Genomic DNA, 26,517 nt, shown 5'->3' on the forward strand with positions numbered 1-26,517 from the left:
GGAGGCCCTGTGGCTCTTTCCACTTATTCGTGGATAAGTTGTGGCCAAGGCTGTTATTGCTGAACGGCGAGCGTTGTCACACCCGTGACCGTGCTTTGCCACTGGGCACTGCTGCGCTGGGTGAGCACCTGACCATCGGAAGTGAGGATTCGAATACCGGCAACGGTATTTGCCCCGGCGACCGAGAGAGGAGTCCCTGTTGTCACAACCGGAAGATCGAGACCCTGTCCACCAATGACCTGCGTTCGGACATGAGAGGAACCATTAGCTGCGGCTGACACACTTACCACCGTGGTGGAGTCCACCCACGCTGCGGTGATGGGGACTCCGGCTGCCAGGGAGAGTGTGAGAGGAACACCCAGTTGAGAAGGCACTGATTTCTCTCCGCGGACCAAAGCGCTCACCACCAGCTGATAGGTGTCCCCAAACTGCAGGAGCGCCAGCACGCGGGAACCGTCTCGGGAGAGGGACAAGGAAAGGATGTTGTCCGCTCCAGTCCAGGGAACATCGAGTTGCTGCTGCTTGCCGTCAGTGGAGATAACGAAGAGCTTGCTGGGCTGATCAGCAGGAACAGACCAGAGATAGCCAAAGTTATCTAATGCCGGAGCGATCAAAGCTGTACGTGTATCCACCAACTGCGCGTTACCATTTCGAACAAAAGACGCTCCCTCTGTCGTGAGGATGGACGCCAAGGTGTTCCCAGCAGAGGTCGTAATGGCAGAAGGCTTTTGCCCCATCAACACCGGTGAGAGCTGAGTCACTGTTTCAACTTTGGACCCAGTCCAGTAACCAAAAGTTTTATCCGTCAACACCAGTGGCCTGGAATCAACAGGCTTGGGCAATACGGAGTCAATCGAACTCGAGATGGCGTTGTTGAGAACAGCACCATCCACCAACATGTTCACCGCAGTGATGTTGTCTACTGACTGCAAGCTGGCAGAAAGTTGCTGCTTCATCTGGCGAATAATCGTGGGATCCGCAGAAAGCGCAGCTGAGTTGAGGTCAACGGTTGCTGTTCCCTTAGAAACAGGGACAGTGTCTGCCACAAGTGCAGTTCCGGCAGGGAAGCTGGTGTGGGCGGCGCCATTGGCTGACAGCCATCCTGATGGCCCAGCCAACAGCGCCTTGGTAATGCGTGTGCTGGCTGATGCGCCGTTGGGGAAGAATCTGACGTCGGGAACCAGCATGGAGTTGGTGGAGTCAAAGAAATACAACGGGTGTGCTTGGTACACCTGGTCGAAGGTGAAGCGGTCCATCACGACGCCATTCGGTGCGGCACTGATGCGCCATTGTCCTTCTACTTCTTGGAAGGAGTAGTCGCTCGTGATGGATTGGGGTGGAGAAACATCTACATAATTTCCCTGGGAGTCAACCAGTGCATTGAGTGAATAGGTCAGTTGGCCTTGACCTTCTGCTGTTTGGGTCACCGTGCGGAGACCTGCATCCACGCTCACACCTGTGGTGGCATCCCATTTCGCAGCGAACTCAGGGGTAAGGAACTGCCGGGCAATGGCATAGTCGCTCACCGGTGAGGAAGACGCTTCAACAAAGCCGCGGAGAATCTGTTCAATGGTGGCGCCCTGAACGGGGCCAGAAGGCAAGAACTCAATGGCATCGTCTTCCACAGGAACGACCGCAGAGCCCTGATTCACACCACTGCTCCGAGGGATACCTGAGCACGCAGTCAGCACAAATACAGACAAGATGGCCAGCGCCATAGCTGTTCCACGCGTTAGCTTCTGTGACATTACGACTCCCTGCCTGATTCATCAGTGGGGTCGAGGGGCAACGGTGAAGAAGCAATGGGAACATCAAGTTCCCGGGGCAGCGTGAGACGGAACAGAGCACCTTCACCCGGAGCTGCCCACACATCGAGTTGTCCGTTGTGAACGCGGGCATCTTCCAAAGAGATCGCCAGACCGAGACCTGTGCCACCTAAGGTACGTTGGCGTGAAGGATCAGCGCGCCAAAAGCGGCTAAAGACTTGCTCCAGTTGTTCAGGATCCATACCGACACCGTGGTCACGAACGCTAATCGCCACAGCGGTGGCGTTGGAGTCCACGGCAACATCAATGGCCTTTTGCTCACCATGTTCAATAGCGTTACCAATGAGGTTCATCAAGATTCTGCGAACGCGGCGTGGATCAATATCTGCGTCGAAGTGACCACCAGGGGCGGTGAGCGACAGATCACAACCGTGCTGTTCGGCCAATGTCGTCATGGTGCCCACCACATCTTGTACGAGTCCGGCAACATTGGTGGGCTCAGGCTCGAGGTTCACGCTTCCCGCGTCATAGCGGCTGATCTCGAGCAAGTCACCCAGAAGCTTCTCAAAGCGGAGCACCTGAGCATTCAAGAGTTCGGTGCTGCGCCGGGTCTTGGAGTCAAAACTCTCTCGTTCTTGGAAGAGAACATCTCCTGCGAGCTTGATGGTGGTGAGTGGTGTGCGGAGCTCATGAGAGACGTCGGAGACGAAGCGTTGCTGCATGACGGAAAGGTCTGCGAGCTCCGTCAACTGGCGCTGCATGCTGCCTGCCATGTCATTGAATGACCTGGCAAGCGTGGCCACCACATCTTCGCCCTTTTCCGGGATACGCACGGCCAAGTCTCCGGCAGCAAGCTTTTGCGACGTTTCTGCCGCATTCTTCAGAGGCGAGACAACCATGCGGGAGACGAACCAGGCCACACCCCCGACCAGAATCAACAGGCCCAGACCTGAGAACCACAACACCTGCTGAATAAACAGCAAGGTTTGTTCCGACTGCTCAAAGTCATAGCCAATGAAAAGTTCGTAGGTGCCAGCTCCTGGGATATCCAGTTGAGAGCCCACCACGACTCCGGGCACAACTGAACCATTGACTGGAAGCTCAACGGACTGCCAGAACTGCTGGTCAGGAGTGGTCATCACCTGATCTTTGAGCTCGGTGGTGATGACACCACCGGTTAGTTCTGTGCTCGAGAAGTTTTGCGGAGCAAGTGCATTGGGTTCCTGATCGGGAACACGGTACACAGCCACGAGACCACTCGAGGACGCATCACGAATAGCGGTTCGAGCAGCGTTCATCACCGACTGCATCGATGCTTGGTCGCTGGCGTCAGATGAGTCGAAGATTCTTTGTGCAGCAACCTGTGCACGTTGTGATTCGGAAAGGACTTGGTTCAGACGCGAAGCAAAGAGGTCATTGCTGATCGAGAACGACATATAGATACCGACCAAGATGATGGCAACGCCTGAAAGTGCCATCGAGGCCACGACGGTTCGAAATTGCAGGGAGCGACGCCACACGCGCGTCACGCGCGCTGGAAGCCCAAGAATGTCGAAGCGTCGAACCTTCATTGCGAGGTTAGATCACAGCTCCGGCACGGTAACCGATGCCGCGCACGGTTGTCACGATGGTGGGGTTGTCCGCATCAAACTCAACCTTGCTGCGCAGACGCTGGACGTGCACGTTCACGAGGCGAGTATCAGCCTTGTATTGGTAGCCCCAGACCTTCTCCAGCAACATTTCACGCGTGAATACCTGCTGAGGCTTGGAAGCTAAGGCAACGAGCAGGTCAAACTCCAGCGGTGTGAGGTTGATGGTGGAATCTCCACGCTTCACTTCGTGGCCATCCACATCAATACTCAAGTCACCAATACGCAGAGTCTGCGCTGTGGTCACGCCAGGGGCCATGGAGCGCAGACGCGTACGAATACGTGCGGCTAGCTCTCCTGGATTGAAGGGCTTGACCATGTAGTCATCAGCACCTGCTTCAAGACCTGCAACAACATCTGCCGCGTCACCCTTGGCAGTGAGCATGATGATGGGCACGCCAGATTCCTGGCGAATCTGACCACACACTTCAATACCGTCAAAGCCAGGAAGCATGAGGTCAAGTAGAACGAGGTCAGGCTTATGTTCGCGGAATGCAGCAAGTGCTTCTGCGCCATCGGCGCAGAACGAAGGCGTAAAGCCTTCGCCTTCCAGGACGATACCGACCATCTCCGCCAACGCGGCGTCATCGTCTACAACCAGAATGCGTGCACTCATGCGTTAGAGCCTAGTCTCCAAGGACTAGTAGCGGTAATGGTCAACCTTGTAAGGACCTTCGACAGGCACGCCAATGTAGGCAGCCTGCTCAGGTGACAAGGTGGTCATTTTTACTCCGAGAGCGTCCAAGTGCAGACGCGCCACCTTCTCGTCTAGGTGCTTGGGGAGTACGAAAACACCTACCGGGTAGTTCTCACGGCGAACGAAGAGTTCCATCTGCGCAAGCACCTGGTTCGCAAAGGAGTTACTCATCACGAAGGAGGGGTGACCTGTTGCATTACCGAGGTTCATCAGGCGACCTTCGGAGAGCACCAAGATGCTGCGACCGTTAGGCATGCGCCATTCGTGAACCTGAGGCTTGATTTCGACCTTCTCTGCACCAGCAAGGTTCTCCAGTGAGACCATGTCGATTTCGTTGTCGAAGTGTCCCACGTTGGCCACGATGGCCTGGTGCTTCATCTCCAGCAAGTGCTCAAGACGAATCACGTCTTTGTTGCCAGTGGTGGTGACAAAGATGTCGACTTGGTCCACAACGTTCTCAAGAGTGTCGACCTGGTAGCCGTCCATGGCTGCCTGAAGAGCGCAAATGGGGTCGATCTCGCTGACAATCACGCGAGCACCCTGGCCACGCAATGCCTCAGCAGAACCCTTGCCCACATCGCCATAGCCGGCAACGAAGGCAATCTTGCCGCCGATGAGAACATCGGTGGCACGGTTGAGACCATCTGGCAGGGAGTGACGGATGCCGTATTTGTTATCAAACTTGCTCTTGGTTACTGAGTCGTTGACGTTGATAGCGGGGAAGAGCAGTTCCTGCTTGGCAAAGAGTTCATACAGGCGGTGAACACCCGTGGTGGTTTCTTCGGTGACACCGATGAGTTCACCAGCGACGGTCTGCCAGCGTGACGGGGTCTCAGCCACAGTCTTGCGGAGGAGCTCAAGGATGACGCCATATTCGTGGCTGTCTGATGCAGCAGTTGCTGGAACAGCACCAGCGAGTTCGAACTCGCGACCCTTGTGGACCAAAAGGGTGGCATCGCCACCGTCATCGAGGATGAGGTTGGGGCCGATCCAGTCAGCACCTGCAGCTGAAGCTTCGGTTGACCAATCAAAGATGCGTTCTGTGCACCACCAGTACTCGTCGAGGGTTTCACCCTTCCACGCGAATACGGGAGCACCGGCAGGTGCTTCCACTGTTCCGGTGGGGCCAACTGCAATAGCAGATGCTGCTTCGTCTTGGGTGGAGAAGATGTTGCAGCTTGCCCAGCGAACCTGCGCACCGAGTGCAACCAAGGTTTCAATGAGAACAGCTGTCTGCACTGTCATGTGCAAACTTCCGGCAATGCGAGCACCCTTGAGAGGCTGGGTTGGGCCAAATTCTTCGCGCAGAGCCATCAGGCCAGGCATTTCATTTTCAGCCAGACGGATCTGATGACGGCCAGCTTCGGCCAAGCTCAGGTCAGCGACCTTGAATTCCAGGCCGGAACGAGCATCAAAAGTTGCAGTGGGCATCAGCACAGTCATGACTCAAGTTTAGAGCCGGATCTGCTAGCCAAAACGCCGCTGAGATCTAGGAACGGATGAGAGAAAGGACTTCGTCCCGGATGGCAGACATCGTCTGCTCATCCGCTGCTTCCACGTTCAAGCGCAACAGAGGCTCAGTGTTGGAGGGGCGCACTGAGAACCACCAGAAGGCATCGCCTTCTGCGGTGTTCCCGGTGATAGTCATGCCATCCAGACCATCTTCCGAACCGCGGGAAGCAAACGCTTCGCGCACGCGCTGCGTTGCAGCCTTCACGTCGTTGACGGTGGAGTTGATCTCACCGCTGCTGGCATAGGGCATGAACTCTGCCGCAAAGGCAGAGAGCGACTTGGGCTGGTGACCAAACTCTGCCAGCACGTGCATAGCGGCAAGCATGCCGTTATCAGCACCCCAGAAGTTACTGAAGTAGTAGTGAGCAGAGTGCTCTCCGCCGAAGACAGCACCGGTGGCAGCCATCTGGTCTTTGATCAGTGAGTGACCCACACGGGTGCGGACTGGCGTAGCCCCCGCACCAAGGATGGTCTCTTTCACAATGTTCGAAGAGATGAGGTTGTGAATAACAAAGATCTCGTCATTCGGAGTTGCTGCCTTAGCCCGTGCAATCTCACGCAGAGCAACAATGGCCGAAACTGCCGAAGGAGTGACAGGAGCACCCTTCTCATCGATAACGAAGCAACGGTCGGCGTCACCATCAAATGCCAGACCCAGATCAGCACCGTGCTCAACGACTGCCTTTTGCAGGTCGACCAAGTTCTTGGGCTCAAGAGGGTTGGCTTCGTGGTTGGGGAAGTTGCCGTCCAGTTCGAAATACATCGGAATGATCTCGATGGGAAGAGCTGGAAGACCTGCTGCTGTTCCGAGCACGGCAGGAACGGTCATACCGCCCATGCCGTTGCCCGCATCAACAACAACGCGGATGGGCTTGATGCCGGAGAGATCAACCAGTGTGCGCAGGTAGCCGGCATAGTCGGCCAGGACATCTACCTCGCGGTAAGAACCAGGGGTTGCAACTGTTTCTAGTCCGTTCTCGAGGTAATCGCAGGCACGGTCACGGATAGCTGCCAAGCCAGTGTCCAGGCTGATGCCTTGAGCTCCCGCGCGGGAGAACTTGATGCCGTTATAGGCGGCAGGGTTGTGGCTTGCCGTAAACATGGCAGCAGGGGCATTCCAGGAACCTGATGCGAAGTACGTCTCATCTGTGGAACAGAGACCGAGGTTGACTACGTTTGCACCTCGTGCCTGAGCACCGCGGGCAAAGGCGGCGGCAAAGCCAGGTGACGAGTCACGCATATCGTGACCGACAACAACTTCTGAACCAGCGCCGTTGATCTCATCGATGAAGCCGGCAGCGAGTGCTTCGACCATCTCTTCGGTGAGCTGTTCGCCCACTAAACCACGAACGTCATATGCCTTAACGATGGAACGAAGGCTCTCAATTGCGTTTTTGCTCATTCAATAAGTCTAAATGGCGCATCTCGTTCCAGCCCTGAGGCGCAGTGAAACCGAGAGCATGCTTTCGACACAAATCATGGGCTGCTGACTCTGGTTCCGGAGAGAGCGGACCCAGGACAGCCAGCTTGTCGTCATAGTCATAGGTCAGCGTGAAGAGAGCCGGCTGCTTGCAGCGGCCCTTGGTGCAGACACGTTCCATGGTTTTCAGGGTAGCGCGGAGGTAGCATGGGCGCATGGACAGCACATTCCCCACGACGGTTCCTAACCGTGGCTTGAGCCGTGATCGTCACGGCCGAGGAATGCGTGGACCGGTCACCGGCCCCCACCTGCCTCAGCTTCGCGGGCGTTACGAAACCTTCATGCTCACCATTGCTCACACCGTGGATTACCTGCGCAGCATGTGGGCAGAAGAGTTGGCTGATGTGCACTTTGATGTGGCCCCCACCCCTCCTCGTGTTGAAGTCAACGGAGTGGTGGAGCGCTGGAAAGTTGACCACGAACGTCGACGCATTGTTCTCTATCGCGTTCCCATCCAGCGCATGAGCAAGCTCCACAAGGATGACCCGCTGCACCGTCAAATGATGATTGAAAGCGTTGTTTTCAGGGCAGTGGCAGAACTCCTTGGTAAAGACCCCTGGGATCTTGGCCCTGAGCGCTTGCGCCCCTAATAGCTTTTTAGCGCGGGTAAACAGTAATGCTGGAGCCCAACACGTTGGCTGGGTTCAACGCAATTGCAGAACCGATTCCAGAACCGGTGAAAGTCAAACCACCCACCAGACCTTCAACACCCTTTGCGGTGTATTTGGCATCTGCAACAAGTGGCGTGGTGACCATTTCTCCAGCCTTCACCTTGAGTGTGATGTCCTTCTTTCCTTGAGCAGAGAGGGTTACCTCGGCTGTTCTGTTGGCAGGGTTATAGAAAGTCACTGTGGGCGCAGGGCCGGCTGGAACAGGAATCAAGATCTGGTCAGTCAAGAAACTAGCTGAGCTCAACCAGGTGAAGTCCCCGCCTGTTTCAGCTGCACCAGGTGCAACAGGGGCAACTGGTGCCGCGGGGTCAACAGGTGCAGTGGGAACTGCCGTTGCTGAATCAGCACCTTGAATGGTGCGGATGCCGGCAACAAGTGGCTCTTGAGCGGTCAGGATGACGGTGTAGGTACCGTCCTTGACTCCCGCAAGAGGAAGCTGAGTAACTTTCTTGGCCTTGAGGGTGGCGTTGAACTCAACCGTCTTGCCAGTGCTTGAGAGCAGGGTCACATTGACCTTGCTGTCCTTCTCGCCAGGAATCAAAACGCGAATAGCAGGCTCGAGGTCACTGACCACGTTGCCGACTTCAGAACGATCATGTTCTGCCTGACCTGCAACAAAGACGCCTGGAATGATTTGCTGTGTTGCCAAGCCTGAGCCGGGTGCTACCCACTCAACGCCAGAGGGCATCAGCGTGCGAGTGACGGATTGCTGCAGGTTCGCTAGAACCTGACCACCGTTGCTCATCACGCGAACAACCGGGGCAATCGCATCTGGCGCATATCCAGCCAGGGACACAATGCGCTGTTCACCGGGCATCACAATGATGCCTTCGGAAGAAACTGCGTCGATGTAGCCCTTCTCGGAGAACACTTCGATAGTGACGGTTGATGTCACGTCCGTGGGGTTAGCCAGCGTCACCAACGTGGTACGACCAATTTCAGTGGAGCCACCCACGAGCCACAAATCATTTGCAGGCTCGGTGCAGGCAGCAGCTGCCAGGCCCGAAAGGGCCTCAGTTGCAGCCTGCTCCACCTGGTTGCCCGCCAGCAGTGGGGCAGCCTCTGAATCAGAGGTTGGTGGAACAGAGATCACCTTGGGAGCTGCGGAAAGGGAGTCGTTCTGGTTATCGAGCGCATCTAGCCAGGAGGTATCGAAGTTCTTCTCGCTGGATTCTTCCGAGTATTGAGCCTGACCGGTTGAGTAGAAGGAAATGTCTTCGGTTGATTGTGGGGAGACTTCAACCAGAGGCCCAGGACACACACGCTGCTGCACTGCAGGAACGGGGGCAATGCTCAGAGCAGGAGCCGTACCGACATATTCGGGGAGTGGCAATGTCACCAGCGCAGCGATGCCCAGCGCCACAGCAGCTGCGCTGACGATGCCGGTGACACCTGTCACACCTGCACGCAGAGCTTTAGTTGTTTTCGACATCTTGATCACCTGCCAGAGGGTCGATGTTTGCCAGTTCGTCATCGCTTTCGATGAGGCCGGGGAGGTAACGCTTAGGGCGAGCGTCAGGCATGACAGCTCCGGTGGGGATGGCCAAGAGCAAGGTGAGAATGATCACAAGTGCCTGTACGGACGCAAACATGATGCGCCAGGGCTCAAGAGGCATTGCCGACTGCAGTGGGACTATGGAAGCTGCGTCATAGCCAGGGAAACGCCAAAGCAAACCTGCATCGGTCTTTCCCACGATTTCCACACCTGCATTGGCATCCAGTGTGGCCTTCACGCGCGCTGACATGTTCTGCGCTTGAGGAGAAACCTTCTCGCCGACTTCAGCAAGCGAGGGGGTGAGTACAACGAAAGCAACACCAAGCGAAGTGAGTTCTTCGGTTGAGTCATTACCGCTGACGGAAGCTAAGTTACTCACGGTGTCAGCGAGGATCTTCTCCTCAGGAGCAAAGCCAGCACCGGTGGTGACGAATGTGGACGTGGCTTCCAGCGTCATTCCTGTTCCACGAACCAGGACAGCACCAAGCCCACCATCTGGTTGTGGGGTTAGAACGAGGGTTCCAACCTGAGGATCAATAGCAGCCTGTGCAACGACATAGGCAGGAAGGGTCTGGCCATTTCCGGGAACAACCTTCGAGTTTCCCAAGCTAGAAGCGGCCAGCGCAGGCAATGCCAGCAAGGTCACAGCTGCAATGCCGGCAACCGCGGGATAGAAGGAGAAGCGACGCAAGATGGATGCGCCGGTTCCAGCGGCAACCATGAGACCTAGCCACGCCAAACTGAGTCCGTTACCTGGCCACACTGCAACTGGTTCACCACCGTTGAACGAGACGAAGAGACCCGAGGCAAAGACTGCGGTGACAATGCCCAGCACCATAACCAAAACAGCCAGTTGAGCTCGTATGGGGTATTGCGAAAACAAACCAACAAAGGCCAAAGCAACAAGAACACCAACAAGGATTGCAACCCAGACACTGGCGACAGGATTAGCCCAGGGTAAGAATCCTGCAGCTTGCGGCCAACCGCCGAGACCTTCTGTGGGGAATCCCAAAGCAAGCTGCCAGTGTGGAGCGACCGCGCTGTCGACGGCTGGACCAGGATCCGCTGCGAGACCAAAGAGGTTCAGGCCAAAGACCTGAATGATCACAATGGGTGCAACAAGCGCGAGTGCGGGGATGGGTATGGCGAGGAAGCGGGGGACGTAGCGTCCGGTCAGGAGCAGCGTGCCGATCCACATCACCAGAAGCGCTGGCGTCAGAGACGGAGCACAGGCAACAATCGCAGCGAACAGCAGCGCGGTTGTTGCTGAGGCAGACCAGGATCGTGCAGCACGAATACCTGCGAAGAAGAGGAAGGGAAGAAGGATGTGAGCAATGACGGCTGCGGGACGACCCTCAGTGAGTGCTCCGAGCAATGCAGGGCTAAGTCCATAACCCAAACCAATGAAGGCACGAATACCGGAGCGTTGGGTCAGACGCGCTGCCAGCAACCACGCACCAAGTCCTGCCAATGGCATGGCCAAGAACCACAACATGACGAGTGAGAAGCTGGGCTGCCAGAACGTCAGTGTTCCGAGAACTGCCACGACGCCAGCAAATCCGTCAGCAGGACCAACGACACTAAAGGCCCCTTCACGCCAACCCCACAGGGCCTGTGACCACAGTTCAGAAACCGAAGTTCCCAGTGGGAGAAGTGCACCACCGGCAATGGCATTGGCACCCACCAAGGTAGAGAATCCACCGACAGAAAGGAAGGCCAAAATCAACGTGACCCAGGCGCCACCAGAGGAGAAGAAGTGCAATGGTTTCTTTTCACCATGCACGCGCAACTGTATAGCTTCGCGTGCGAGGGACTCACGGCGACGAACATCAGCACGGGTGACACGAAGTGAGGCAAGCGAGCCCCACGATGCCACTCGGGTTGATTTCAGAAGCTTGCGTGCACGCCCTACTGATCCACCAGAGAACGCTGCGGACAAAGCAGCACGGAATTCACCCGAGACCGCACCTGGACGTTTGGCAAGGAGTTGACCCATTGAGCGCAGGACGGCCGAAGGCAAGAGCCCGAGCCAATGCCAGAACAAAGCTCCACCGTTGGAATAGACCAAGCGGCGATACAGCTCCGCGGAGCGATACTGACGAGCACGCTTCTTACGCGCACGGTAACTGTCGGTTCCAACAGGACCAATGACACCATCGCCAGCGTTCAATACCCGTGCGGTGGGAACCACAGAAACGCGGTGTCCAGCAAGGCGTGCCCGAACACAGAAATCTAAAGCGTCATCAACAACGCGGAGGTGGTGATCAAAACCTGCGAGTTCTTCCCATACCTGCTGACGCACCAGCATGCCGTTGGCGCCCACACCCATCACGTCAGAAACGAGGTCATGTTGTGCCTGGTCGAGCTCGTCCACGACGAGAGAAATCGTGCGACCACCCTGTGCCAGGGTCAAACCGTATTCACGGATGTAGTCGGGGCGTTCCCAGTCCATTTGCTTAGGACCAACGACCGCTACCGAAGGAGAGACTTCGAGCGCACCAACTAGTTCTGCCAGAGCAGTAGGTTCTGGGGCACTGTCCTGGGCGAGGAACCACAAGAATTCGTCAGGTCCCGATACGGCAGGGAATGCCCTGGCGGCCACGTCGAGAGCTTCACCGAAGCTGAGACGACCGCCACCGGTCAAGACCTGGCTGGCACCGAATGCTTGCAGCTGCGCAGCTGCGTTGTTCTTGGATGAATTGTCGACGGCAAGGACGATATCTGGACGCCTGGTTTGCTTAGACAGGGCGTCGAGGGTTCGCGCGAGGTGCTCGCCGCCCTGGCGGGCAACGATGATCGCAGTAACTCTCGTTTTCATCCTTGCCAGCCTAGGCAGGAGAAGCCAAAAACCCGCCCAATTGGGCGGGCGTGGCTGGGAAACTCAGGGAGTTTGTGTCTTAGGCGCGACGGCGGAGCTTGCGACGTTCGCGCTCGCTCAGGCCACCCCAGATACCGAAACGCTCGTCGTTAGAGAGGGCGTACTCGAGGCATTCGCTGCGAACTTCGCAGGAGGTGCAAATCTTCTTGGCGTCGCGAGTGGAGCCACCCTTTTCAGGGAAGAAGGACTCGGGGTCGGTCTGTGCACAGAGTGCATCTGCCTGCCATGCGAGGGGGTTGTCGTCAACATCAATGTTGCGAGAAGAAGGGGTTCCTGGAACTCCCAATCGAACTGGATCTACAAACCAATTCTCTGGAACGCTTGCGCGATATTCCGGTGCCATAAAGAACTCCCACCCCGGTGTCTTACGCACGCCACCATGGCGTGTCTAAGTAATTACACCGTTGTCATTCGTTTACGTCAAGTCGAGATTTGAAAACTTTGAAGACGCGCTGGAGACTTTGCGAACAAATAAGGGGTTATCCCCTAGAGAGCAATGAAGAGTTCGCCCTCACCAGCGAAGGAAAGTGACCGTTCTTCCGCGGAAATAAAGGCATTTTGGCCTTGTTCAAGCTCGACAGAGCTGTCAGAACCTTCTACTGTCACATTTCCTGCCGTGCACGTAACAATTGCGTGACGTGTCAGTGAAAGTGAGTCAGATTGACTCATGCCAGCTGTGACGACGACGTGTGCAAGCACAAAGTCCGGCACATCAGGAACGAAAAGATCAATGCCCTGAGCAACATTCCGTGGTTCAAGGATGGGCACGGGAACAACTTTGTCGCTGACAACTGAGAGTAGTTCTGGGACATCGACGTGCTTGGAGGTCAGTCCCCCGCGCAGCACATTGTCGCTGGCCGCCATGAGCTCAATACCGAGTCCACGGATATAGGCGTGCATATTCCCGGCAGGCAAATACAGCGCCTGGCCTTTAGTCAGCGTCACTCGGTTGAGTAGCAGTGCAACCACAATTCCCGGGTCACCGGGATAGTCCTCGGCCAGTTCGACCAGGAGTGCATCCTTGACGAGCTTGCCCGCGAGAGAAATTTCAGCAACAAGTGCAGCTGCGTTTTCGCCTGTCAGTGCCCAGTCCAGTGCCCAACGGATGGCACCATCCCCCCGGCTGCTGAGCTGACTCGTGAATTCGGCGAGCGCGGAGGTCGCAGCACAGGCCTGCGCATTTGCTGCAGCCAAGTTTTCTAGTTCTGAAATTGTGTGGTCAACATCTCTGAAACCACAGAGTGCTTCGAAAGTGTCACTGAGGGCATAGATCAGTTCTGGCTTGTGTGCATCGTCGCGGTAGTTGCGGTTCGGTGCGTCAAGGGCAATACCCAAAGCGTTCTCGCGAGCAAAACCTTCCTCGGCTTGCTCTGGTGACGGGTGTGCCTGAATAGATAGCGGGTGCGCTGCCGCAAGTACCTTGAGCAAAAATGGAAGAGGCTGCTCTCCACGTGCTTCGAGGTACTCCGCAATCGTTGCTGCTCCAGCAACATCTTCAGGATTCACGATCTGCGTGGGTGATCCTGGGTGTGTACCCAGCCAGAGCTCTGCTTCTGGCTTTCCAGAGGGTGCTTTTCCTCGGAGTTCGGCAATGTCGGTCAAAGAACCCCAGGCATAATCTCTCGGGGTGTTATCGACACGAATCATCACGAGGATTAGCCTATCCACATGACCTTTGAGACCCTGCCAAGCGACTTCTTCCACCTTGAGGCGAGTCTGTCTCCTGTTGAACTCGACAAGTTGATGGAACTGCGTACCTATCTCGAGACTGAGATCAAACCTGTGATCAATGATCACTGGGACCGTGCTGAGTTCCCCAAGACACTGGTCAAGGGCCTAGCTGATACAAAGTTGATCGGTATGGCGTGGGCTGAAACACAGCCATTTGAGACCACTGCTGTCTTCCGTGGTTGGGTGGCGCTTGAACTGGCTCGCATTGATGCCAGTGTTGCTACCTATGTGGGCGTGCAGAACGGTTTGGCCATGGGCTCTGTCGGCGTCTGTGGCTCCGACGAGCAGCGTGCATATTGGCTTCCCAAGATGCACTCCGGTGAAATTGTGGGCTCCTTTGGTCTGACAGAACCACTCTCTGGTTCTGACTCTGCACAGGGCCTGCGCACAACGGCCACCCGCGACGGGGACGACTGGATTCTCAATGGCTCCAAGCGCTGGATTGGTAATGCCACGTGGGCAGATATCTGTGTGGTCTGGGCTAAAGACACTGCAGATGGTCAGGTCAAGGGCTTCATTGTTCCAACCGACACTCAGGGTTATGTCGCCACCAAGATCGAGCGCAAGCAATCTCTTCGAGTTGTTCAAAACGCCGACATCACGCTGACGGATGTGCGCATCCCTGAAGCGAACCGCCTGCAGAAAGCTAAGAGCTTTGCGGACACCGCCACCGTGCTCCGCCTCACCCGTGCTGAGGTTGCCTGGGCAGCAGTAGGTATTGCGGTTGGCGCCTATGAGGCTGCCCTGGCGTATGCCAAGGAACGTATTCAGTTCGGTAAGCCCATTGCAGCCCACCAGATGGTGCAAGACCTGTTGGTCAAGAGCTTGGGCAACATCACCTCGAGCCTCTCACTCGTGCTAGAAACCTCGCGCATGCAGGATGCTGGCAAGCTGAAAGACGAGCACGCAGCTCTGGCTAAAGCGGTCGCCACTGCCCGCATGCGTGAGTCTGTTGCGTGGTGTCGAGAGATCTTGGGCGGCAACGGAATTGTGCTCGACTATGACGTGGCACGCTTCTTTGCCGATGCCGAGGCAATCTATAGCTACGAGGGCACAAGGGAGATGAACACCCTCATTGTGGGTAGGGCCATCACAGGCCACGCCGCATTCGTCTAGCCTTGATACATGCCCACCAAAGAATATAGAAAAGCGAAGACCGGCCTTGCCGTTGTCACGCTGTTTATGCTCTTTGCTGGCGAAGCCATTCGCAACCTTCTTGGTTGGGAAATCTTCATGGGGCTGGGTGTGCTCATCACTGCGATTTATGTCGTGGTCATTATTCGCGCTCGCCACCTTATTCACTGGCGCAGCATTCCCTTCTGGCTAGCTTTCTTCGCGCTCTTTGCTGTGGCTTCTGTCACGTGGGCATACTCCCCTGCCAATACAGCGCTGACACTGTGGCCCTTTATTGAGGTGACAATTGGGGGTGTGGGTATCGCACTCACACTGCCGTGGAACGACTTCATCCGCGCCCTCGGCACGACACTGCGCTGGATTCTTGGAGCATCGCTGCTGTTTGAACTGTGGGTCAGCGTGTTTGTCGGTCACGCCATCTACCCGGTATTTATTGACACCTCAGGCGACAAAGTTCCTGCTGTCTACCAGTGGAGCCGCAACCTCTTGATGGAAGGCGGGCCCATCCAAGGTGTTGTCGGCAACCGGAACCAACTGGGATTTATTGCCGTCATCGCACTCATCGTGTTTTCTATTCAGCTCGCACAGAAAACGGTCTGGCATAACTGGGGCATTGTCTGGGTCGTTATTGCTGTGGCAACGATTGGCCTCACTCGTTCAGCCACAGACCTCATTGCATTACTTGCCGTCGCTGTAGTTGCCTTGTTCGCACTCTGGTTGCGTGCACGTCCGGCCACACAGCGCCGCCCTGTCTACCTCACTATGTTGGGGCTAGGAGTTGCCGGCATCGTAACGATTTCTGTCGCGCGTGAGCAGTTACTTTCCCTGCTGGGTAAAGGTTCTGACCTGACCGGTCGCACAGAAATTTGGGCAGCCGTGACTGCTCTTGCTGAACAACGCCCTGTCTTCGGTTGGGGTTGGCTAAGCCCTTGGGTTCCCTGGCTCGAACCTTTCAACAACCTTGCAGTGCGCTCAGGCGTGCACTATCTCCAGGCGCACAATGTCTGGCTGGATGTCTGGATGCAGCTCGGTTATGTTGGTGTGATTGCTCTCGCTGTGGCCATGTTTACGTTGCTTTCGCGCTCCTGGTTCATAGCCGTTGACCGTCCACAGTGGGACCTCGTAGAGACTCGTCCCTACAGCGCCAGTTCGCTCTTGCCTTTACTCGTGACCGTGGCGCTGTTGACCCAGAGCTTTTCTGAAAGCCAGCTGGTTGTTCAATCTGGCTGGGCACTCGTAGTGATTCTGTCACTGACAGTGATGGTTCCCACTCGCATTACTAAAGCTCTGAACTAGGCCCTCACCATGAGTCCAACAACTGCCACCGTCGCAGAAGCTGCCTACGCTTTCTTCTCACATGCCCGCTTTGCTCGGGCCATGAGCATTCTTGCGATCGCTACTGCCTTGGGCACACACCTTTTGCGTTCCCTCACGGGAACTGCAGGTCTCACCGCCATCGTGGTCACCGAGCTGGTGCTGTGTGTTCTGATGGTGATTGCCCGCCGACGCGTGGTGCGCTGGAACGCGTTTCTGCCTATTTCGCTGGCTGTCTTTTTAGTGTGGTGTGCAGTCAGTTATTTCTGGTCGTATTACCCCAAGGCCAGTTTGGTTGGCATCGCATCCCAGCTCAGCTTCGCTGTGCTGGCGCTGGCCATCTCGTCCACGCGTGACACCATTCAGCTCATCCGCGCCATTGGTGATGTCCTCCGGGTATTTCTTGCCGCGTCTTTAGCTCTAGAGGTTGTTGCCGGGGTTTTGATTGATGGTCCCATTGAATTCCTGGGCATCCGAGGGAACTTGGTTACTGGCGAAGGAATACAGGGAGTCTTTGGCTCGCGTAATGCTTTCATGCTTGTCTCACTTATCGCGCTTGTGACCTTCCTCATTGAATGGCGAACCAAGAGTGTGACCCGGCAGGTTGCAGGCTGGTCTGTTCTGGGAGCTGCGCTCTGTGTCCTGTTAGCCGCCTCCCCCGTGGGATTTGTAACCGCAATTGCCGTCGCTGTGATTGCGGTGCTGTTAGCTTCCCTGCGCAAGATGGAACCCGCCGTTCGTCGAGGAACCGAAATTGCTGCAGCGAGTGCTGCTGGTCTGGGTTTGATCGTTGCCTGGGCATTGCGCGGAAGCATTCTTGAGGCGCTGAGTACTTCACCAGTTCTGCAATATCGCCTCTCCCTCTGGAGCGAAGAACTTCGCTTGGCCACGATGAAGCCCCTCGAAGGCTGGGGCTGGGTTGGCCTCTGGCCACGCAAGACTCAACCATTCACGGTGATGAATTCCGGCAGTGGTGACATTCACAACTCTGGACTCAACATCTACCTGGATGCGTGGCTTCAGGTTGGCATCGTGGGCTTAGCCCTGTTGCTGATTCTTTTGGGCTTTGCCTTTGCACGTAGCTGGAGCTTGGCCACGTCAAAGAAGAGTGAGATCTATCTCTGGTCTCCACTTGTGCTGAGTCTTCTGTTGGTCTCAGGGCTTGCAGAAAGCACTGCCCTCACTGAGTGGGGTTGGTTCTTTGTTGTCCTAATTGTGGCCCGAAGCTCAGCTGAGCTGAGCTGGCGCCGCACCAAGGACTAACTCTGACTGTTCCTTACGGAACAGGAGTCTCAGTGGGCTCTGGTGGGTGGATCACAGAGTTGATATAACCGTGAATACCGGCGTAGTCAGGGTATTCGGTGTCGACCGGGAAGGGCTCGTAGTAGGGAGTGAGCTCAACGTGGTTAATTGGCAGTTCCTTAGTTTTCAAACCAAGGTTCACAAAGTAGCCGAGCATCGACTGAGGAATATCAGTTTTCACAACCTGCGTTCCAGCCGCCGCAATCTCTTGGAACTTGGTCAAAACGTTGGCAGGGTTCATCTGACGAAGCAAAGCTTCTTGAACCTGCTGCTGACGAGCCATGCGGTCGTAGTCACCTGTGCCCGACCAGCGTGAGCGCATGTACATCATGGCGTGGTAGCCGTCTAAAGCTTGCTCGCCAATTTCAATCCACTCACCGACTTCTTCTTCCGGCGTCTCAGGCTCAGCAATAGCGATGCGTTCTTCCACATTGATTGTTACCCCACCTAGAGAATCAATGAGGTTCTGTAAACCTTGCATGTCGATAAGGACGTAGTACTGAATGTCCAGTCCGGTAATCGCTTCAGCTGCATCACGCATTGCTTCAATACCGGGTGAGCTACCTTCAGCTGCGGCATTGGGATAGAGATCAGGGTGGTCAACCTCTGCGGCAACATAGACCGTGTTCAAGCAGGCCCAGCGGGTGCAGTATTCACCGGTTTCCTGGGTGTACCCGTTGGGATAGACCGAATACATCGGTGAGTCTTCATTGAATGGAATGGCCTGCAGGTCACGAGGCATACCAATAATGGTGGCTGCACCGGTATCTGCATTGACGCTGACAACCTGAGCTGTGTCTGGACGCAAGCCGTCACGGTCTTCTCCTGCGTCACCGCCGAGAAGCAAGAAGTTGTATTGACCGTCAATCGGTGGCTGGCTAGGACCAGCTACGAAGATCTTGCCTAATGCGCTGTTCAAGCTACCGGTCAATGTGGCTGCATAGGCAGCTCCGCCAGAAATGAAGACCATGGCCAATACTGTGACGCCAGCAACCCACCACCTGGCACGAGGACCCGTCTTTACAACGCGAACTAAACGCAGGGTGTCCAGAGTGAGCACTGCCCACAATATGGCGTAAAAAAACAGCGCAATCTGGCCCACAAACAACGTAGGACCCCAGGTTGCAAGGAAGAACACTGCCGTTGGCCACAGCAGTCCGATCAGGCCTGTGATAAGCAGGAATCCAACAAGGACCAACGTGGCGCCCAGACCAAATTTGCCCAAGCGCTTGTTTCCAGCCAATGCCTGCACCGAACCCGGCAGCACGAAGTTGAGTACAACCAACCACCAGGCGCGGGTGGTCATGACCTTCTGCGAACTGGTGTCGGGATACCTCAGTGGGCTGGTTTGACTCATAACTGAGACTTGAGAGCCTTGTTCTTTTCTTCGACCAGGTCGGCAAGGCCGGAAGCATACGCTTCCACGGCCCTGAGTAGTTCAGGGTTACTGGTGGCAAGAATCTTGACAGCCAGAAGCGCCGCGTTGGTGGCACCGCCGATAGACACGGTTGCCACGGGAACGCCGGCAGGCATCTGCACGATCGACAGCAGAGAGTCCATGCCATCGAGCTTGGACAGGGGAACAGGCACTCCCACAACAGGAAGTGGGGTCACACTCGCGAGCATGCCGGGGAGGTGCGCAGCACCACCGGCACCAGCGATGATGACCTTCAGGCCACGGCCTGCAGCTGCCTTACCAAAAGCAATCATTTTCTCTGGCGTGCGGTGCGCAGAAAGCACCTCAACCTCGAAGGGGATGCCAAAGTCGTTCAAGACGTTGGCGGCCGAACTCATGACAGTCCAGTCAGAGTCAGAGCCCATTACAACGGCGACGAGTGGGTGCGTTTCAGCCATTGTTCAAGGCTAGGGCTCAGACCTGAAAGAATCCTGCTGCGCCACGCGCCTGATAGGCAACCTCGGGCAGATCATCACCAGATGCGTTGACGTGCCCCACCTTGCGGCCTGGGCGTGGTTCTTTGCCATAGGTGTGGATTTTCACGGTGGGGTGATCTGCCATCGCGTGGGGGAAAGGAGAAAGCATGTCGCCAGAGGCAGGGCCACCCAAGATGTTGACCATCACCGTAAATGGTGCAGTCAACCCTGTAGCACCCAGTGGCAGGTCGAGCACAGCACGTAAGTGCTGCTCGAACTGGCTGGTGGTGCTGCCATCTTGGGTCCAGTGGCCGGAGTTGTGAGGACGCATGGCAAGTTCGTTGACCAGGATGCGGTCATCGGTGGTCTCGAACAGTTCCACAGCCATCACGCCGGTGACATCAAGCTCCGCTGCAATTTGGGTGGCTATGGAGCCAGCCATGTCAGCTATCTTGCCCTGCGAGTGAGGAGCTGGAGCAATAACCTCGCTGCAGACACCATCTGCTTGGATGCTCTCCACCACAGGCCAGAGCGCCATTTCACCGCTGGGGCGACGAGCAATGAGCTGTGAAAGCTCACGGCGGAACTCGACGAATTCTTCCAAGAGCAGTGATTCACCGGGCTGCAGAAGATCAAGCCAGTCCGCCACATCTGAAACTGCGGTGATGACACGAACACCTTTACCGTCATAGCCGCCACGAGCCGTCTTCGCCACGGCACGGCCACCCCACTCAGCCAAGAAGTCAGTGACGTGCTCTGCAGTGGACGCTTGCGTCCAGCCTGGAACAGGGATACCGAGTTCACCGAGGCGTTCACGCATGCGGAGTTTGTCTTGAGCAAACTCAAGCGCGTGAGGACCTGGCTGGGCCGAGTAGCCGCGTGTGATCAGCTCTGCCAGAACATGTGCCGGGACGTGTTCGTGGTCAAAGGTAATGACGTCGCAGCCTGCTGCAAAAGCAAGGACGGTGTCAATGTCGGTGTAGTCGCCCACCATGGTTGCGGCGATCTGTGCGGAGGAACCTTCGTTCTCAGCCAGCACTCGGATATCTAGGCCTAGATTGATTGCAGGAGGCACCATCATGCGGGCCAATTGGCCGCCACCTATAACGCCAACTACAGTTGTCAACGGCTCATCTTTCGCGTGGTTGAACGGGTTTGAGAGTGCACTTACGGGGAGAAACATGACCACATCGGAGCGAGCAATCGCAACCGAGTCTTCCCCGAGCCTGTTTACTCGCTTGCGAAGAGGCCTGTTGGGCTACTTCGTCAAGTTTGGACTGGTCGGTTTGGTCGGCTTAGTTGTCGACGTTTCTCTCTTTAATCTACTCTCCCTCTCTGGAACCGGTTGGTGGTCAGAGCCTCTACAGGCAAAGTTCATCAGCACCTCGGTGGCTATCGTGGTCAACTGGTTGGGCAACCGCTACTGGACCTTCCGCCGCGACAAGCGTTCTGATGTTGTTCGTGAGCTCGTTGAATTTGTTCTGGCTTCTGTTGCCGGCATGCTCGTGACCTTGGCCACACTCTGGTTCACGCACTACGTTCTCGGTTTTGATTCATTGTTGGCTGACAATATTTCTGCCAACGTCATTGGTCTGGGTCTTGGAACCCTGGTTCGCTTTGCTCTCTATCGCTGGTGGGTCTGGAACGTGAAGCGATGAGCACCGTCGTCATCATTCCGACCTATAACGAACTCGAGACGCTGCCGGAGGCAGTGAAAGCAGTTCGTGCAGCAGTCCCTGAAGCGAACATTTTGATCGTGGACGACAGCAGCCCTGATGGCACTGGCGCCAAAGCGGATGCGTTAGCCAGTGCTGATCCGTTTGTTCACGTTCTCCACCGCGCTGAGAAGACTGGTCTCGGCGATGCCTATCTCGCTGGCTTCGAGTGGGCGCTCGAGCATGGCTTCGAAATCATTGTCGAGATGGATGCTGATGGTTCCCACCCTGCCAATCGTCTCGGTGCACTAATCGGTGCGGTCTCTGCCCCCACCGTTCCTGGTGCTCACTACCCAGGTCTTGCTATTGGTTCTCGCTGGGTCGCGGGTGGATCGGTCGTGAACTGGCCAGCACACCGCTTATTCCTCAGTCGCGGAGCAAATTCCTATGCCCGCATTGCTTTGAACATCGACGTCAAAGATTCCACTGCAGGGTTCCGCGCCTTCCGCGCGGAAGTACTGCGCGGAATCCACCTCGAACAAGTCAACTCTCACGGCTACTGCTTCCAAGTTGATCTCACCTTGCGCGTTCTCGATGCAGGTTACACCGTTGTGGAGCTGCCCATCGAGTTCAAAGAACGCGAAACAGGAGAATCCAAGATGAGCAAGAACATCGTGATCGAAGCGATGAAGAGCGTGACCGCGTGGGGTTGGCAACGCCGCTTCGGCAAGAAGACTTCTAGAGCTTCTTAGTATTCATTCGTCCAGCGCTGGTCATCGCGGCGCAGCTGCGCAGACAGCGGTGCTTGAGAATCCACCAACTCGGACAGAGCAGACAGAACCAGGTTTGCCTTAGGTAAATCAAAAAGTCGAATGGGAGCTTCTGCACCGGTGTTGAGGAGTAAATCACCGGCACCAAAAACAGCCTGAACAGCGTTCTGGCGCACTGTCACATCGTGGATGCGACCAAAGAGAACCTCTTGCTTGGTGCGGGTGAAGATTCCGCGATAAATAATCACGCGGCGGGTGGTGATGATCACACGGTTGCCCAACCAGGTCACCAACGGGAATACCCACAACACAATGAGGAGCAGTGCGCTGAGTAGCCAGAACACCAAGTTCATCCAGAGTTCAGGAAAACCTTCAGAGAAGAAACCCCATGCCGTTGCAACACCGATCAGCGCCATGGTGGGCATGAACAGAACACGTCCGTGGCGACGAAGTCGCACGACGACGGGTTCTGCTGCTTCTGTGGGCGCAGGCTCATAAGCAACAGTGGGGTTAGACATTAGGTCAATTATTGTCGGCGGAACCGGGCTGATCCCGGTGACGCGCTGGGTAGTGGGTGGTACAGAGCTAGATCACACGCAGATGAGTGACATCTCCGGCAGAGACAACCAGCGGTTCAGCACAGTTACTCATCTCCACCACGAGTGACCCGGCCTCGTTGATGCCGATGGCAGTTCCCACGGGGTTCTCCCCCGAGGGAAGCTCAACTCGAACTGACTTTCCCAAAGTGCTGCAGGCTTCCGTCACCTGGTCGAGGAGTCCTGAGCTGCGGACGTTCCCGGCAGCCGAAACGAACACCCGCGTAATGCGCGAGAACTCAGTGAGATACGCAGCAAGGAGGGCATCAAGGGTTGTCTGTGCCCCTTCAAGAGCGAGCGATGTTGCCGTCGGTACCGGAAGGTCTTCTTCGGCGAGCGCAATGTTGACGCCCGTTCCCACCACGATGGCCGGCCCCTGTGGTGTAACGACGAGTTCGCTCAGCACACCACACACTTTCTTCTCACCAATAAGCACATCATTGGGCCATTTGATATTTGCTTTCTTCCCCTCAGGAAGAACAGAGTTACAGGCTCGTGCCATAGCCAGACCCGCGAGTAATCCAAACCAGCCCAGCGACTCTGGAGGCAGAGGACGTCCTGCAGGGGTCTGCGGCCGAAGTAATACAGAAACCGCTAGAGATGCACCAGCCGGTGCTGTCCAGTTGCGGCCAAGCCTGCCTTTGCCAGCGACCTGGTTGTCGGTGGCAACGACAGAAAAGTCTTCCCACTGATGCCCTTCGCTGGAGTTCACTGCCGCAACCAGGTGGGTATTGGTCGAGCCCACTTCGTCCAGCCAGAGTAGGCGGGGAGTCAGGGGGGTGCTCAGCGAAAGGTCCATAAGAACAGTTTGGCAGGAGTTTTTTGTAGGGAAGCTCTAACCCTTTTTCGATACCTATGGCAAGTAGAGTGAAAAGCGTGACTGAAAACGCGAAATCTATCGACCCCTTTACTACTGCCGGAAAGCTCGCCGATCTGAAGGCCCGCTTCAATGAAGCAGTAATTGAGAACGGTGCCAAGGCAGCTGAGAAGCAGCACGCCAAGGGCAAAATGACTGCCCGCGAGCGCATCGAAGAACTTCTTGACCCCGGCTCCTTCGTCGAACTGGACGAATATGTGCGTCACCGCACCACTGCTTTTGGCATGGACAAGAACCGTCCCTACGGTGATGCTGTCGTCACGGGTACGGGAACAATCCACGGTCGCCAGGTTGCTGTCTACTCCCAGGACTTCACCGTCTTCGGTGGATCTCTCGGTGAAGTTGCCGGTGAAAAGATCATCAAGGTCATGGACCTTGCTCTCAAGACTGGTGTTCCGATCCTCGGCATCCTGGACTCGGGTGGAGCTCGTATTCAAGAGGGTGTTGTTGCCCTGGGTAAGTACGGAGAAATCTTCCGACGCAACACCGCAGCTTCTGGTGTCATCCCTCAGATCTCCATCATCATGGGCCCCGCTGCCGGTGGTGCTGTCTACTCCCCTGCTCTGACTGACTTTGTGATCATGGTGGATAAGACCAGCCACATGTTCGTGACCGGCCCTGACGTGATCAAGACCGTGACCGGTGAAGAGGTGGGCTTCGAGGAGCTTGGTGGCGCACTGACTCACAACACCGTCTCCGGTGTTTCTCACTACCTCGCAGCTGACGAGAGCGATGCTCTCGACTACGCCCGCACACTGGTCGGCTTCCTGCCCGATAACAACATGGCTGAGCTTCCCGTCTATGAGTCCGAAGTTGAACTCGAGATTACCGACGAAGACAAGAAGCTCAACACCCTTATTCCCGACAGCACCAACCAGCCCTACGACGTGCACGAAGTGATTCGTGGCGTTGCAGACAACGGTGACTTCCTCGAGGTTCAGGCCCTGTTTGCGCCCAACATCGTGATCGGCTTCTCCCGCGTTGAAGGCCGCACCGTCGGCATCGTGGCTAACCAGCCTTCACAGATGGCGGGAACGCTCAACATCGAAGCCGGTGAAAAGGCGTCACGTTTTGTTCGCTTCTGTGACGCGTTCTCTATCCCCATCCTCACCCTTGTGGATGTTCCCGGATACCTTCCTGGTACCGACCAGGAGTGGGCTGGTGTGATTCGTCGTGGAGCCAAGCTGCTCTATGCATATTCCGAAGCAACCGTTCCCCTCGTAACCGTCATCACCCGCAAGGCTTACGGTGGCGCATACATCGTGATGGGCTCGAAGCAGCTCGGTGCTGACATCAACCTGGCCTGGCCCACGGCAGAAATCGCCGTGATGGGCGGACAGGGTGCTGTCAACATTCTCTACCGCGGTGAGATCAAGAAGGCGGAAGAGGAAGGCGCTGACGTCAATGCCGTCCGCACCAAGCTCGCCAACGAATACACCTACAACGTGGCCAGCCCCTTCCTCGCTGCAGAGCGTGGAGAGCTAGACGGCGTGATTGAGCCAGCTCAGACCCGTGTTGCCGTGACCAAGGCACTTCGGGCTTTGCGAGGCAAGCGTGCATCATTGCCTCCCAAGAAGCACGGAAACATCCCACTGTGACAATCGAGAACGTGCGCTTCCTCACTCAGGGTGTCACCCCTGAGGAGAAAGCTGCTGTGCTCGCCATCCTCGACGCGCAGATTGCTGAAGAGTCAGCAATCGAGCACGAGGTGCAAGGCGCAGGGATGAGTGCCTGGCAGGTGTCTCAGCGCGGGATCCGCGAAGACATCAAGGGCGGCTCACGCCGCTTTGGTTGGGATTTCGGGAAGTAGCTAGCTTCTGACGAAGCGGGCAACCGCTTCCACGTGGTGCGTGTTCGGGAAGAGATCGAACGCACGCAGCTCTTCGAGCTGGTAGCCACGTTCTGCAAACAGTGCGACGTCGCGCGACAGTGCCACAGGGTCGCATGCAACATAAACCAGCTGCACTGGTGAGAGCTCAGCTAGAGAGTTCACGACGTCCTTGCCTGCACCTGCACGAGGTGGGTCGAGCACAATCGTGGCTGCGGCGTAACGTGCCTTCTCCACCGCGTTGAGATCACTGAGAACACTGGCCAAGTAGCGGTCCACACGTGCTGTGACAGCACGTACTCCGACCCATTCAGCCAAGTTATCCAGCGCATACTCAGTAGCCATTTCATCTGACTCAACCGAGGTCATCCGAGTGGTCGAACCAAAGCGGTCACCGACGGCGGCAGCGAACAATCCGACGCCGCCATAGAGGTCATGGTTCGCAGCACGAGGGTCAAAGAGAGCTTCGTCAATGACAGAGCTCACGGCATCTGACAGTGTTGCCGCAGCATGACGGTGCACCTGCCAGAAACCACGCACGTCAACCTTGAAGGCACGCTTGCCCACCATTTCAGTAATGGGTTCAGGAGCGGGACGCTTCTTGTTCTTGCCGTTGTCAATGTTGCCGGCAATCGCACGAGCAGAGTCTCCGCTGGGGCCAACCAGGTCAATGAAATCAATGCCAGGGATGCGCTGACCAAACGGAGCTAGCTCAGCAATACGAGATGCTGCCAGCGGCAGGTCATCCACCTCAATGATGTTGTGACTGCGGGAAGCATAGGGGCCAACCTTGCCTTCAGCATCAACATGCAGGCGCACACGCGTGCGCCAACCTGTGCCCTGAGATTCGTTGTCGCCTTCGAGAGCTTCAACCTCGACACGGCGCTCAATCTTGCCCATCCGGGAAAGGGAATCTTCAAGAACGAAAGCTTTGAGGTCCCGCTGGGTGGCCAGCTTGATATGACCAAACTCTGCACCACCTGCCCGCTCGGCCGGATCGCGGGTCACACTGGCGGCAGACCAGATGTGTTCTTGACGGTCTGGCGATGCCTTGAGCACCTCAACAGTGTCGGCACGCCAGAAGCTTTTCTGGGATGCATCAGTGATGCGAGCCAGAACACGTTCGCCCGGAAGGGTGTCCGCAACAAAGATGACACGGCCGTCGTGACGTGCGACAAAAACACCACCGTGAGCGACATTGGTAATGTCGAGCTCACAGAGTGTGCCCACAAACTCGGATCCTCGAGAGGTGGATGCATTTCGTTGTGTTTTTGCCTGAGCCATACTTCG

At 56.3% G+C, this 26,517-nt stretch carries 24 protein-coding genes; 8 read left to right on the forward strand and 16 right to left on the reverse strand.

Annotated elements, in window-relative coordinates:
- Positions 1-53 precede the first annotated feature (53 nt).
- The 6 genes from M2118_RS08295 to M2118_RS08320 are packed head-to-tail and all read right to left on the reverse strand — an operon-like array spanning position 54 to position 7,261.
- On the reverse strand, positions 54-1,748 hold the full coding sequence (locus M2118_RS08295) for a GerMN domain-containing protein (RefSeq protein ID WP_280795480.1): 1,695 nt from the start codon (positions 1,746-1,748) through the stop codon (positions 54-56).
- Positions 1,748-3,337 (reverse strand): MtrAB system histidine kinase MtrB, encoded by a 1,590-nt coding sequence (gene mtrB, locus M2118_RS08300; RefSeq protein WP_280795481.1) that lies wholly within the window; start codon positions 3,335-3,337, stop codon positions 1,748-1,750. The genes M2118_RS08295 and mtrB overlap by 1 nt, the downstream gene beginning before the upstream one ends.
- Before the next feature lie 7 nt (positions 3,338-3,344).
- Positions 3,345-4,031, reverse strand: coding sequence for an MtrAB system response regulator MtrA (gene mtrA / locus M2118_RS08305; protein ID WP_280795482.1), 687 nt, complete (start codon positions 4,029-4,031; stop codon positions 3,345-3,347).
- Between the two features lie 24 nt (positions 4,032-4,055).
- Positions 4,056-5,543: an adenosylhomocysteinase gene (gene ahcY / locus M2118_RS08310; protein WP_280795527.1), complete on the reverse strand. Its 1,488-nt coding sequence runs from the start codon at positions 5,541-5,543 to the stop codon at positions 4,056-4,058.
- A gap of 58 nt (positions 5,544-5,601) precedes the next feature.
- A complete protein-coding gene (locus M2118_RS08315; protein WP_280795483.1) occupies positions 5,602-7,026 on the reverse strand; it encodes a phosphomannomutase/phosphoglucomutase in 1,425 nt (474 codons plus the stop codon).
- Positions 7,007-7,261, reverse strand: a complete 255-nt coding sequence (locus M2118_RS08320) for a DUF3499 family protein (RefSeq protein WP_348519959.1) — start codon at positions 7,259-7,261, stop codon at positions 7,007-7,009. Before M2118_RS08320 ends, M2118_RS08315 begins: the two co-directional genes overlap by 20 nt.
- Here M2118_RS08320 and M2118_RS08325 point away from each other — a divergent pair.
- Positions 7,260-7,694: a metallopeptidase family protein gene (locus M2118_RS08325; RefSeq protein ID WP_280795485.1), complete on the forward strand. Its 435-nt coding sequence runs from the start codon at positions 7,260-7,262 to the stop codon at positions 7,692-7,694. The genes M2118_RS08320 and M2118_RS08325 overlap by 2 nt on opposite strands.
- Before the next feature lie 7 nt (positions 7,695-7,701).
- Here the strand turns inward: M2118_RS08325 and M2118_RS08330 are convergent, their stop codons facing one another.
- From M2118_RS08330 to manA, 4 genes are all read right to left on the reverse strand, one after another.
- A complete protein-coding gene (locus tag M2118_RS08330; protein ID WP_280795486.1) occupies positions 7,702-9,207 on the reverse strand; it encodes a DUF5719 family protein in 1,506 nt (501 codons plus the stop codon).
- On the reverse strand, positions 9,191-12,088 hold the full coding sequence (locus M2118_RS08335) for a glycosyltransferase (protein ID WP_280795487.1): 2,898 nt from the start codon (positions 12,086-12,088) through the stop codon (positions 9,191-9,193). The genes M2118_RS08330 and M2118_RS08335 overlap by 17 nt, the downstream gene beginning before the upstream one ends.
- 79 nt (positions 12,089-12,167) lie before the next feature.
- Positions 12,168-12,491 (reverse strand): WhiB family transcriptional regulator, encoded by a 324-nt coding sequence (locus tag M2118_RS08340; protein WP_110232887.1) that lies wholly within the window; start codon positions 12,489-12,491, stop codon positions 12,168-12,170.
- A gap of 143 nt (positions 12,492-12,634) precedes the next feature.
- Positions 12,635-13,795, reverse strand: coding sequence for a mannose-6-phosphate isomerase, class I (gene manA / locus M2118_RS08345; protein WP_348519961.1), 1,161 nt, complete (start codon positions 13,793-13,795; stop codon positions 12,635-12,637).
- A 21-nt stretch (positions 13,796-13,816) separates the two neighbouring features.
- On the opposite strand from manA, the gene M2118_RS08350 reads away from it, so the two are divergent.
- From M2118_RS08350 to M2118_RS08360, 3 genes are read left to right on the forward strand one after another with little or no spacing between them, the layout of a single operon-like run.
- Positions 13,817-14,995 carry an acyl-CoA dehydrogenase family protein gene (locus M2118_RS08350; protein WP_280795489.1) on the forward strand — a complete coding sequence of 393 codons (1,179 nt, stop codon included), beginning with the start codon at positions 13,817-13,819 and terminating at the stop codon, positions 14,993-14,995.
- 9 nt (positions 14,996-15,004) lie between these two features.
- The gene (locus tag M2118_RS08355; RefSeq protein WP_280795490.1) at positions 15,005-16,309 is read left to right on the forward strand and encodes an O-antigen ligase family protein; all 1,305 of its coding nucleotides are present in this window, start codon (positions 15,005-15,007) and stop codon (positions 16,307-16,309) included.
- Between the two features lie 9 nt (positions 16,310-16,318).
- Positions 16,319-17,590, forward strand: a complete 1,272-nt coding sequence (locus M2118_RS08360) for an O-antigen ligase family protein (protein ID WP_280795491.1) — start codon at positions 16,319-16,321, stop codon at positions 17,588-17,590.
- 13 nt (positions 17,591-17,603) lie between these two features.
- On the opposite strand, the gene M2118_RS08365 is transcribed toward M2118_RS08360, so the two are convergent.
- Genes M2118_RS08365 through M2118_RS08375 form a run of 3 tightly spaced genes read right to left on the reverse strand, consistent with a single transcriptional unit; the run spans position 17,604 to position 20,684 of the window.
- Positions 17,604-18,986 carry an LCP family protein gene (locus tag M2118_RS08365; RefSeq protein ID WP_280795492.1) on the reverse strand — a complete coding sequence of 461 codons (1,383 nt, stop codon included), beginning with the start codon at positions 18,984-18,986 and terminating at the stop codon, positions 17,604-17,606.
- Positions 18,983-19,483, reverse strand: a complete 501-nt coding sequence (gene purE, locus M2118_RS08370) for a 5-(carboxyamino)imidazole ribonucleotide mutase (protein WP_280795493.1) — start codon at positions 19,481-19,483, stop codon at positions 18,983-18,985. Before purE ends, M2118_RS08365 begins: the two co-directional genes overlap by 4 nt.
- Before the next feature lie 16 nt (positions 19,484-19,499).
- Positions 19,500-20,684, reverse strand: a complete 1,185-nt coding sequence (locus M2118_RS08375; protein ID WP_280795494.1) for a 5-(carboxyamino)imidazole ribonucleotide synthase — start codon at positions 20,682-20,684, stop codon at positions 19,500-19,502.
- Here M2118_RS08375 and M2118_RS08380 point away from each other — a divergent pair.
- Together M2118_RS08380 and M2118_RS08385 are read left to right on the forward strand one after the other, a co-directional pair.
- Complete coding sequence (locus tag M2118_RS08380) at positions 20,683-21,159, forward strand: GtrA family protein (RefSeq protein WP_280795495.1); 477 nt, start codon at positions 20,683-20,685, stop codon at positions 21,157-21,159. The genes M2118_RS08375 and M2118_RS08380 overlap by 2 nt on opposite strands.
- Complete coding sequence (locus tag M2118_RS08385) at positions 21,156-21,908, forward strand: polyprenol monophosphomannose synthase (RefSeq protein ID WP_280795496.1); 753 nt, start codon at positions 21,156-21,158, stop codon at positions 21,906-21,908. Before M2118_RS08380 ends, M2118_RS08385 begins: the two co-directional genes overlap by 4 nt.
- Here M2118_RS08385 and M2118_RS08390 read toward each other — a convergent pair.
- The gene (locus M2118_RS08390; protein WP_280795497.1) at positions 21,905-22,444 is read right to left on the reverse strand and encodes a PH domain-containing protein; all 540 of its coding nucleotides are present in this window, start codon (positions 22,442-22,444) and stop codon (positions 21,905-21,907) included. The genes M2118_RS08385 and M2118_RS08390 overlap by 4 nt on opposite strands.
- A 67-nt stretch (positions 22,445-22,511) precedes the next feature.
- Positions 22,512-23,321: a biotin--[acetyl-CoA-carboxylase] ligase gene (locus M2118_RS08395; RefSeq protein WP_280795498.1), complete on the reverse strand. Its 810-nt coding sequence runs from the start codon at positions 23,319-23,321 to the stop codon at positions 22,512-22,514.
- A 77-nt stretch (positions 23,322-23,398) separates the two neighbouring features.
- Between M2118_RS08395 and M2118_RS08400 the strand changes: the two genes are divergently transcribed.
- Positions 23,399-24,997 (forward strand): acyl-CoA carboxylase subunit beta, encoded by a 1,599-nt coding sequence (locus tag M2118_RS08400; protein WP_432418402.1) that lies wholly within the window; start codon positions 23,399-23,401, stop codon positions 24,995-24,997.
- Positions 24,994-25,209: an acyl-CoA carboxylase subunit epsilon gene (locus M2118_RS08405; protein ID WP_280795500.1), complete on the forward strand. Its 216-nt coding sequence runs from the start codon at positions 24,994-24,996 to the stop codon at positions 25,207-25,209. Before M2118_RS08400 ends, M2118_RS08405 begins: the two co-directional genes overlap by 4 nt.
- Here M2118_RS08405 and M2118_RS08410 read toward each other — a convergent pair whose 3' ends face one another.
- Positions 25,210-26,511: a class I SAM-dependent RNA methyltransferase gene (locus M2118_RS08410; protein WP_280795501.1), complete on the reverse strand. Its 1,302-nt coding sequence runs from the start codon at positions 26,509-26,511 to the stop codon at positions 25,210-25,212.
- Positions 26,512-26,517: the final 6 nt, after the last annotated feature.

It is taken from the genome of Aurantimicrobium minutum (assembly GCF_029892845.1).
In the GTDB taxonomy this organism is placed as follows: Bacteria; Actinomycetota; Actinomycetes; order Actinomycetales; family Microbacteriaceae; genus Aurantimicrobium; species Aurantimicrobium minutum_B.